Below are 1,082 nucleotides of genomic sequence, written 5' to 3'. Positions count from 1 at the left end.
GTATAACAAACCAATGAAGAAAGCCCATTTGTTATTGAAAAACCAAGGTATTTGCTGTCTTTAATATTATTAAGTCTTTCTTTTCATATATTTTTGGTCATATTTGTATTAAAAATGGTACTATACAAAGAACAAGACTGATTGAAAAACAAAGAAAAAAACTTGAACTTCAAAACCGACAATTAATCGCAAAAACATTTTTATCTTCCAATGCAAAAACCAAAAAATTAGAGAATTCTGAACTTATTAATGAAATAATAACAAAAATTCCCAGACTGCCGGTTTTTGCAGTATCACTGGCAGTCAAACTCGCTGAAGAAAATATCACTCCCAGGGAAATCGCCAGGGAAGTCAAACAGGATCCCTCACTTGCAGGGGCAATTCTAAAAGCTATCAATTCATCATATTACGGACTGAAAAATCAGGTATCAGACATTCACCACGCCATAATGCTTCTTGGTTACAATGAAGTAGCTCAAATTGTTATTGCAGAAGGTGTACGCAGAGTCATGCCCAAAGCTCCTGATTTCAATGAACTCTACCATCATTCCCTGGCTGTATCGTATATTGCTTCAACTCTCTCATTTGGTCTTAATATTGCCAAACCATCGGAAATTGGAACAATAGGCCTTATGCATGAGTTTGGGCAACTGGTGATAATGCTGTTAAAATCCAGAAATAAAAAAATGGGACCTTTATTTGATCTGGTTGACACCTCTCAAATGGGTAAAAGACTTCTTCAAAACTGGCATTTACCAAAATCTATTTACAGAACCATTGAACACCAGTTCTATCCTGATTTTACTACACCAGATAAAATCCCGAAAGATATTAAAAACAATGTTATAATTCTATATTTTTCCCATCTCTGTTATCATCATCTAAAAGGAAAACAGGAGGAGGAACTTTCTCTGATATTTTTTCATGATTATCTGGAAATAATGAACATTGCAAAACAACCCTTTTCTGTTTTTATCAACAAAAAAGTCCTTTCATTTCTTGATCATAGAAAAAAAACCCTGCCCAATGTACTTATAAAATTGCTATATAATCACCAAAAAAATCAAATTGCATAACTCAAA

The 1,082-nt window shown here is 33.4% G+C and carries 1 protein-coding gene; it reads left to right on the top strand.

Features of this window, described 5'->3' with window-relative positions:
- Positions 1-65: 65 nt before the first annotated feature.
- A complete protein-coding gene (locus U9P79_01715; GenBank protein ID MEA2103345.1) occupies positions 66-1,076 on the top strand; it encodes an HDOD domain-containing protein in 1,011 nt (336 codons plus the stop codon).
- The last annotated feature ends 6 nt before the right edge of the window (positions 1,077-1,082 follow it).

It is taken from the genome of Candidatus Cloacimonadota bacterium (assembly GCA_034661015.1).
Lineage (GTDB): Bacteria > Cloacimonadota > Cloacimonadia > JGIOTU-2 > JGIOTU-2 > JAYEKN01.
Note: the sequence above shows the minus strand (reverse complement) of the source record. Positions and strands in the feature narration are given on the sequence as shown.